The sequence below is a fragment of the Moraxella lacunata genome (assembly GCF_002027545.1).
Taxonomy (GTDB): domain Bacteria; phylum Pseudomonadota; class Gammaproteobacteria; order Pseudomonadales; family Moraxellaceae; genus Moraxella; species Moraxella lacunata.
Genome location: NZ_MXAN01000107.1, coordinates 1 through 8,689, shown reverse-complemented (window position 1 = coordinate 8,689; position 8,689 = coordinate 1). Strand labels below are relative to the sequence as shown.

Sequence of the window (8,689 nt, the reverse complement as noted above, 5' to 3'; positions counted from 1 at the left end):
CTTTTGGGGTGCGGTTCAGTTTTTGCATTCCCTTTTTGATAATAGGTAATTTTCCCAACTTTCCTAATTTTCCCAATGTATTGCAAAGCGTCCAAAACAGACCCTTTTAGCCTTTAATGTGTTTGTTGAGCCATCTTTATGAAGAATAAAGCCTTATTTTTTATGGGGATTTTTTTGATTAAAAACTCATCAATGTTACAAAAATCTTGTTAAATATGGCTGGATTTTTAAAAAATTGATTGGCATGGGTCAATTTTTGGGGTAAAATTATCCATTTTTTTACGTCTGTAAAAATCATCCAAAGATTGCCATTTCGGTCAATCATATTTTAATTCGGAGTTGATAGCTTAATCAAATCTCAAACACGCCCGCTAACAGATTTTATCTGCCAAAAGTACGTTTGATAACAGTATTAGCACCCCAACGCCTTTTCTCTGTTTTGCGTTTACGCACGCTTTTGGAGGACTCTACGTTGAGTACACCTGTTACTACCCAAGCTGCAAAATTGCGGCGAAATCTTGGTCTGTGGCACGTCATCATCATTGGTTTGGCTTATATTCAGCCGATGACATTGCTTGACACTTTTGGTATGGTTTCCCGTGATAGCGGTGGACATGTGCCGATGTCTTATCTTTTTGCATTATTTGCCATCTTGCTTACATCAATCAGCTATGGGCATATGATTCGTGCCTATCCATCATCAGGTTCAGCATATACTTATACACAAAAATCAATTAACCCATCCATGGGGTTTATGGTTGGCTGGTCAAGTTGGCTTGATTATTTGCTCTCGCCTATGGTAAATATCATCCTTGCTGTGCTGTATCTTGAGGCGTTATTTCCGATGGTCAATCATTGGGTTTGGGTGATTGGTCTAACAGGGCTGATGACGGTGGTTAATATCTTTGGCTCAAAAACCGTCGCCTACTTTAACAGTTGGATTGTGGCGGTACAGTTATTGGTAATCGCTGTTTTTACCTATCTGATTTATAGCAAATTACAAATGGCACAGTATGCCGCCAATACTAACCCAGAGGATATCTATGAACTTTGGAGTTTAAAGCCATTTTGGAGTGAGATGACTTCGGTGGGGGCGTTAATTACAGGTGCGACCATTTTATGTTTCTCATTCACAGGCTTTGATTCTATTTCTAGTCTTGCTGAGGAAACCAAAGATGTTAAAAATACCTTGCCAAAAGCGATGATTTTGACAACGCTAATTGCAGGTGCGGTGTTCGTTGTCAGTGCTTACTTTATGCAAACCTATTTACCGAGCGACCCTAAGCTGTATTTTGAAGCGGTGGATGAGACCCAAGCAGAAATATTGTTGCTTGTGGGCGGTTCGGCATTTCAATCGATTGTGTTAGGCTTTGCTATTGTAACAGTGATGGCATCTGGCATCTCTGCCCATGCTGGCGTGTCTCGCCTTATGTATGTGATGGGTCGTGATGGCGTGATTAGTAAAAAAGTCTTTGGTCAGCTAAGCCCCAAATTTTTAACGCCTGTTAATAACATTCTAATTGCAGGTGGTGTGGCTTTGACCGCAGGTTTTATCAAATTAGAGACCGTTGTTAATTTGATCAGTTTTGGTGCATTGACGGCATTTAGCTTTGTTAACTTATCGGTCATTTTTCGCTATGCACTGCGTGATAAAATGGTTAAAACACCCAAACAAATCATCAGCTATGTTGTTGTGCCTGTGATTGGCTTTATCAGCATTTTTCTGATGTGGTTGGAAGTGGATGGCATTACCTTTGCTGTGGGTCTGTTTTGGGCGTTGCTGGGTTTTATCTGGCTTGGTATTAAGACAAGTGGTTTTAAAAAGCCCATGCCACAATACAAAGAAGAAGATGTATAATTCTTTGGTTAATTATAAAATCCCGTCTTATGGCGGGATTTTTTGTTATCGTAATTTAATCAGTATTATCTAGCAGTCATTATGCTAGGCAGGTTTGGGGCAAAACCTAAAACCAACTGCCGTCCGTACTCATGCCTGCACATTTGCCGTTGTCTGACAGCTTATTTTTGATAAGTGCCAATATCGGTTGCCATTGCCCTTTGGCGTCTTGGTAGGGCTTTTGCGTTTTGTCAAAAATGGTCAGGGCGTCATCGGCAAGCTGAGCATAGGCACTTTTTTCACTGATATAAGCCAAAGGACGTTGCCCTATCTCATCAAATATCGCCAACAGTTTATCGCTCGGCACGCTCCCATCCATGAGCTGTGGACGTATGCGGTTGGCGATGAGATGAACGTCCACTTTGCCTTTTCTGATTCGCTTGATGTCGGCGATATTTTTTAAAAATCGCTTGGTGCTGTCTATGTCAAAAAAGGACGGCAATACTGGCACAAACATCAAATCACACTCACCAATAAGCCGTTCGGCACGCTCACCTGCCACCGCCCCTGGGGCGTCGATGATGAGAACATCGGGCTTGGCTTTATCTATCTTTTTGGGCAAATCGCCGATGTCGTCACTGTCTCGCCAGTCAATGCCTATGATGGGCATGACGTCATTGGGGCGATATTTTAAAAAACGTAAGGCAGATTTTTGGGGGTCAGCGTCTGCGATGGCGACCCGATAGCCTTCATGAGCCAAAACGACAGCAAGGGTCAGACTGATTGACGTCTTGCCACAGCCCCCTTTTTGGTTGGCGGTGAGAATGGTGAGCATGCATTAATCCTTAATTGTCGTGTGGTTATTAGTGATGAATGATTGTACCGAAAATTAGGGGTAAATGCAATGCAAGAATAGGATAATAAACCCAATAACATCACACCAAAGGCGGTGTTAATGGCTTAATCAGCTTGGGCGTGAGAGTGGGAGCTTGCTCATCGCTAGCGGGGACGATGTCTGTCTCGTCGTCTGTCTGTGGCGATGACTTGACCGCAGTGTCTTTGTTGATGTCTTGGTTGGTATTTTTGTCAGTATCTAGGGTAACATCTAGGGTGTAGAGTTTTGGCAAGTCTAGCATTTGCACGACAAAGGCATATTTTAAGGTGTTTCTGTCGCCCAGATAACGCTGATAAAAGCTAGAATTTAACAGCCCTGCCCCGCCTTGCCCCAACGCCCAAATACTTGCCAAAAAATCTCGGGTCGCCATGGTGCTGTTCTGCTCGGACAGATATCGCTCGGCAATCTCATAAATGCGTTTCATGCGTTCACGGCGAATCTTATACAGCTCACCGAACAGGCGGTTTAGCCCCGACGCTGTTGATGACAATTTGTCTTCTAGGTGGTGAAACATCATCGCTCGCTGTGGGCGCAAAAGCAGTTGCAATACCATGCGAGCCACGCCTGCCCCCGCCCCATCATCAATGGCATTCATCTCATACAGGCGTTTTTCGTACTCTATGAGCAGTCGTAGCAGTAGTTCATCCTTACTCACAAAATGCTTGTACAACGTCCCCTTTGCCAAATCCAAATGACGTGCCAAACTGTCCAAGGTCAAATCATAATCGCCTGATTCTAATAACAACTGTTCAGCAGTCGCCAAAATCTGCCGTTCTCGGTGCTCAAACTGTTCTTTACGACTGCTCATGTCTTTATTCCCTGAGTGGGCAAAAAATGTAAAATCTTCTCAATTATAACAAAATTTTAAACATTGTGAAATATTTTAAAACCATCCATCCCATCTAGCGCCATTCATTCCCAAAATTTTGATAAAAAATTATTAAAAAACAATCACTTCTTATTGCTTAACAAATGTTCATTTTTAATAAATTTTTGTGTATGGGTGTTCACATCCTTGGTAAATTCATGTATAATAGTGCACCAAAACAGGCAACACAGGAAAACACCATGACTGCCAAACATAACCCCCAAGATTTTGAAAATCCCCCCATTAACTGGGTGCCTGCTGTCTTTCTCATCAGCACACCCTTGCTCGCCTTGATTTTGGTGCCGTGGTATCTGTGGACGCATGACACCAGCCCTGCTCTGTGGATTGCCTTTTCGCTGTTTATGGCATGGACAGGGCTGTCTATTACCGCAGGCTATCATCGCTTATTTGCCCATAAATCCTATGAAGCTCACCCCGTTGTCAAATATTTTTTGCTTATCGGAGCGACGTTGGCGGTGCAAAGCTCTGCCTTTGACTGGTGTTCAGGGCACCGTGTCCATCACCGCCATGTCGATGATGAATATGATGACCCCTACTCGGCACGTCGTGGTTTTTGGTTTAGCCACATGCAGTGGATGTTAAAAAAATACCCCAGCGGTCAATACGACTACAAAAACATCCCCGACCTAAAAAAAGACAAGGTACTGGTACACCAACATGAGCATTATGGGCTGTGGGTGCTACTGACCAATGTCATCATCCTAAGTGCTGTCGGGCTTATCATTGGCGACATGCTTGGGGCGTTTATCATCGTGGGGCTACTGCGTATGGTGCTGACCCATCATTTTACCTTTTTTATCAACTCGCTATGCCACATGTTCGGCACACGCCCTTATACCGATGAAAACACCGCCCGTGACAACCCGATTTTAGCGATTTTTACTTGGGGTGAAGGCTATCATAACTACCATCATTATTTCCAATACGACTATCGCAATGGGGTTAAATGGTGGCAATACGACCCAACCAAATGGCTCATCGCCGGCTTATCCAAAATCGGTCTTGCCAAAGAGCTAAAAACCGTCGATGACCTAACCATCAAACATGCTGAAGTCACCATGCAGTTTAAACGTGCCGAAGCCCGCATTGCAGGTGGGGATTTGTCCTTGGATGACAAGCTCATGTTATTTAAAGATAAAATCAGTGCCGAATACGACGCCTTTACCAATACCGTGGAAGAATGGCACGCCCTAAAAGCCAAATCCATGGAGCTAAAACGCACCGAATTTGCTAACCGCTTGCATGAAGCTGATGAATACCTAAAAGAACAGTTCGCCCAAGTGGAACAAAAAATCCGTAACCACAGCGAACGTGTAGAACAAGCCTTTATGCAATTAAAAGGCAAGACTGTTAAGGGTTGATTGGGCAGATTAATCCATTAAGAGAGTAAATTTAGGTTTACTCTCTTTTTAGGGCGTGCCTGCCTTTTGTTATTTGTAATTAAAAATGAGAAAAATCGAATGCACCCTAAATGATTATTTGCAACTAGTTAAAAATAAGGGTATAATACCAAAATCCCCATTGTGCCGATGTTGCGATAGCTCTTGTTGGGTATCTCTCATCATTTCTGGAATGGGGCTGGTGTCAGCTACCCAGTGCTACGTAATTGGTGAAAGCTACCGTAAGTGCTATTAAAAGAGCCTATGTCTAGGCTCTTTTTTATATTACAATCAAGGCAGATTGTCATCTTATCACATCAAAATCTGCCGTTTACCGCCATTATCCATTGGACTGACCAATCCTGCTTCTTCCATCATGTCCACGATACGAGCAGCACGGTTGTAGCCAATGCCCAGCTTACGCTGAATGCTGGATATGGAGACTTTACGACTTTCCATGACAAAAGTCACTGCCTGATGATAATATTCATCATCACCGCCCTTGCCCAGTCCATCGCCCGACCCTTCGCCTTCAAAAGTGTAGCTGTTTGACAGGTCGATATAGTCAGGGCTGCCACGCTCACGCCACGCATCACAAACACGGTTCACTTCATCATCATCCACATACGCCCCATGTACACGGCGTGGGGTGTTCTCGCCTGGCCCGATGAACATCATGTCGCCATTGCCCAGCATGTTCTCAGCTCCACCTTCTTCGATGATGGTACGACTGTCCACCTTTGAGTTCACTCGTAGGGCGACACGGGACGGGATATTCGCCTTAATCAGACCTGTAACGACATTTACCGTTGGACGCTGAGTGGCAAGCACCAGGTGAATGCCAGCGGCACGAGCCTTTTGGGCAAGGCGGACAATCGGCTCTTCGGCAGTTTTGCCCAGTTGCATAATCATGTCAGCAAATTCATCCGCCACGATGACGATGAGTGGCAAAGGTTTGAGTTTAGGGGCGGTCTTGATGCTGACATTTTCGTCCGCTCGCCACAAGGGGTCAAATATCGGCTCGCCTGACATCTCAGCTTGCACCACTTTTTTGTTAAATTCTGAGATTTTACGCACACGCAGTAAGCTCATGAGCTGATAACGCCGTTCCATCTCGCTCACACACCACGTCAGGGCGGCGGTCGCTTCGGTCATGTCAGTAATCACAGGCGTAAGCAGGTGCGGTATGTCGCCATAGTTGGCAAGTTCTAGCTGCTTGGGGTCAATCATGACCAGTTTTAGCTCATCAGGGGTGTACTTAAAGAGCATGGAGAGTAAGATGGAGTTTACAAAAACTGATTTGCCCGAGCCTGTCGTGCCTGCCACCAGCATGTGCGGGGCTTTGGCAAGGTCGGCAATGACCACCTTACCGCCGATGTCTTTGCCGATGGCGACACCGATTTGCTTGTCAGGGTTTTTATAATCAGGCGTATCTAGCAGTTCGATGAGTCGCACCATCTCTCGCTTTTTGTTGGGCACTTCAATGCCGATATAAGGCTTGCCTGGTATGACTTCGACCACACGCAGGCTCGCCATAGAAAGCGACCGTGCCAAATCCTGTGCCGCTCCTGTGACTCGGCTTGCCTTAATCCCTGCCGCCAGCTCCACTTCAAAGCGAGTTACCACGGGTCCGACCATGGCACTGACCACGGTTGCCTTGATGTTAAACTCTCTTAATTTAATCTCCAAAAGCTCAGATAACTGTTGTAGCTCTCGCTCAGTATAGCTAGGCTGCTTATTTGCATCGGGTTTGTCTAGGATGGACAGCTCAGGGATGGGCGATAGGCTCATGCGATGGGTGAGCGTGTCCATCGCTCGTGAGCGTGGCGGAGCTGACGTGTCCACGTCTTTGTCCGTGCTTATGTCGGTGTCCTTATCCGTGCCTTTAAAATGTGCCTGTTTTGGGGTCTGTGCCACAGGCAAGGGTCTTTTGGGGGTAAAGTTATCAGGGTGTAGCGGGGGAGTTGTGCTGTCTGTTGTATGCCTTGATGTCACATGCCCTGTCTTATTGTCCAAGCCATCTTCGCTTTTGGCATTTGCTTTATCATCCTTGTTGTTTTCGTTATCATCAAGGGACTTGTCATTGGTGCCCCCCAAGTCCAGTAGGCTCTCGGACAAATCCGCCCAATCATCAGCGAACACGTCATCACGGCTGATGTGTTTGGTTTGATTGGTTTGGCTATTTTGATAAACAAAATCAATCTCATCTTCATCGTCAAGTGCCACATCAAAATCTGTCACATCGCCGTGATGGGCCTTGTTGGTGTTACCACTTTCAGTTGGTTTGACTGATGGTGGTTGTGATGGAAGTGTATCAAGCGTGCTGGTGTTGTCAGCCGTGTTGATGATGGTGAGTTTGCTTTTGGGTGGGATCTTGGCAATATCATCAGAATCATGATTTAAAATGTCAATGAGTTCATCGTCATTCATGGATTCTAACGGCTTTGTGTGATTTTTGTAAAAATCATCCGATGGCTGACTGCTTGGCTGATTGACATCCAGCGTAAGATTGTCCACTTTTAGCACCACTTCATCGGCATGAATCTCCACACGATTTGCTTGTGGTTCTTTGTCTTGCTTGTCCTGTTGGATGTTTGCTAATATCTCATCACGCAGTCCTGATGTCTGCAAAAACTCTGATAAGTTGTCGTTGGGCAGGTGAGTGGACGTGTGTGCAGGCGTGTCATTTTCTATGACTTCAAAGAGTGCATCATTGTCTCCAGATGGCTCGGCGGGCTTGGTGTGAGTGGGGGACTTGTTGTTGTCCAGCCAATTCATGAAATGACCAAATAGCAACGCAGGACGCACTTCAAAGACCAATGTCGTCACGATGGTGGTGATGATAAGTAAAAATAAGACACTGACGATGTTGCCAAATTGAAACACCAAGCCTTGATACAACTCAAAACCGACCACACCCCCCGTCGTCAGCCCAGTGTTGTGCTCACCTGCCACCCCGTAGCTTGCCAATAATCCACTGATGCAAACAAGCAAAAAGCCATACGCAAGTACCCGAAGTTGCCACATGACCTGCGACTGTCGCCACCACAAAAGTGCCAGTTCGTAGACCATGACCGGCACCAGCCACCATGCCCCATGACCAAAAAACACATGTAAAATATCCGCGACCCAAGCCCCAAGACGACCACCGACGTTGGTGATTTGCTCTCGTGTGCCGACATGTGACCATGCGGGGTCTAGGGTGTTGTATGATAACAAAGACAAAAACAAAAACCCAAGTACCATCGTGCCAAACACGCTAAAAAACAGACGTTTGATGATGGGCATTTGGCTGATGAACTCGGCGATTTTTTGATTTTGTAGTATTTTTTTCATGATTGGGTTTAGAGCTAGGATGGCTTGGATTTTAAGCCGTCTATTATATCGGATAATGGCAGGGTTTATCAAAATTTTTTATGATGGTTTGTGATGGATAAAAATAGAGCGTGTGATTTTGGTGGTGTGATAAGTGTTTTGTTATGATAATGCATTTATGATTTGTATTTTAAATAGGGCGTGCCTGTCCTTTACAATACAATTTGGGCGTGTTGAACTTTGGTATTTGCCATGAAAAATAGGGGAAATCGCACGTTTTTCAAGGAAAAAACGCAGGTTGATAGTTATTCTATCAGACAAGTTTTTGACGCAAAAAACAAGATTTAGCCATTTTTCATGCAAAAATTGATTGA

6 protein-coding genes are annotated in these 8,689 nt (G+C 45.0%); 2 read left to right on the top strand and 4 right to left on the bottom strand.

Annotated elements, in window-relative coordinates; translation table 11 throughout:
• The first annotated feature begins 472 nt into the window (after positions 1–472).
• Complete coding sequence (locus B5J94_RS12880; protein WP_062499967.1) at positions 473–1,858, top strand: APC family permease; 1,386 nt, start codon at positions 473–475, stop codon at positions 1,856–1,858.
• Positions 1,859–1,964: 106 nt separating this feature from the next.
• On the opposite strand, the gene B5J94_RS12875 is transcribed toward B5J94_RS12880, so the two are convergent.
• Together B5J94_RS12875 and B5J94_RS12870 are read right to left on the bottom strand one after the other, a co-directional pair.
• Complete coding sequence (locus B5J94_RS12875; RefSeq protein WP_062499965.1) at positions 1,965–2,672, bottom strand: ParA family protein; 708 nt, start codon at positions 2,670–2,672, stop codon at positions 1,965–1,967.
• Positions 2,673–2,772: 100 nt separating this feature from the next.
• Positions 2,773–3,540 (bottom strand): TetR/AcrR family transcriptional regulator, encoded by a 768-nt coding sequence (locus B5J94_RS12870; protein WP_079364176.1) that lies wholly within the window; start codon positions 3,538–3,540, stop codon positions 2,773–2,775.
• Between the two features lie 260 nt (positions 3,541–3,800).
• On the opposite strand from B5J94_RS12870, the gene B5J94_RS12865 reads away from it, so the two are divergent.
• Positions 3,801–4,982: an acyl-CoA desaturase gene (locus B5J94_RS12865; RefSeq protein ID WP_062499969.1), complete on the top strand. Its 1,182-nt coding sequence runs from the start codon at positions 3,801–3,803 to the stop codon at positions 4,980–4,982.
• Positions 4,983–5,312: 330 nt separating this feature from the next.
• On the opposite strand, the gene B5J94_RS12860 is transcribed toward B5J94_RS12865, so the two are convergent.
• Both B5J94_RS12860 and B5J94_RS14560 read right to left on the bottom strand, forming a co-directional pair.
• Entirely contained in the window at positions 5,313–8,408 is a 3,096-nt protein-coding gene (locus tag B5J94_RS12860) for a DNA translocase FtsK (RefSeq protein ID WP_409455096.1), read from the bottom strand.
• A 69-nt stretch (positions 8,409–8,477) separates the two neighbouring features.
• Positions 8,478–8,689 (bottom strand): hypothetical protein (locus tag B5J94_RS14560; RefSeq protein ID WP_211271094.1); only part of this gene is annotated, 212 nt, incomplete at its 5' end.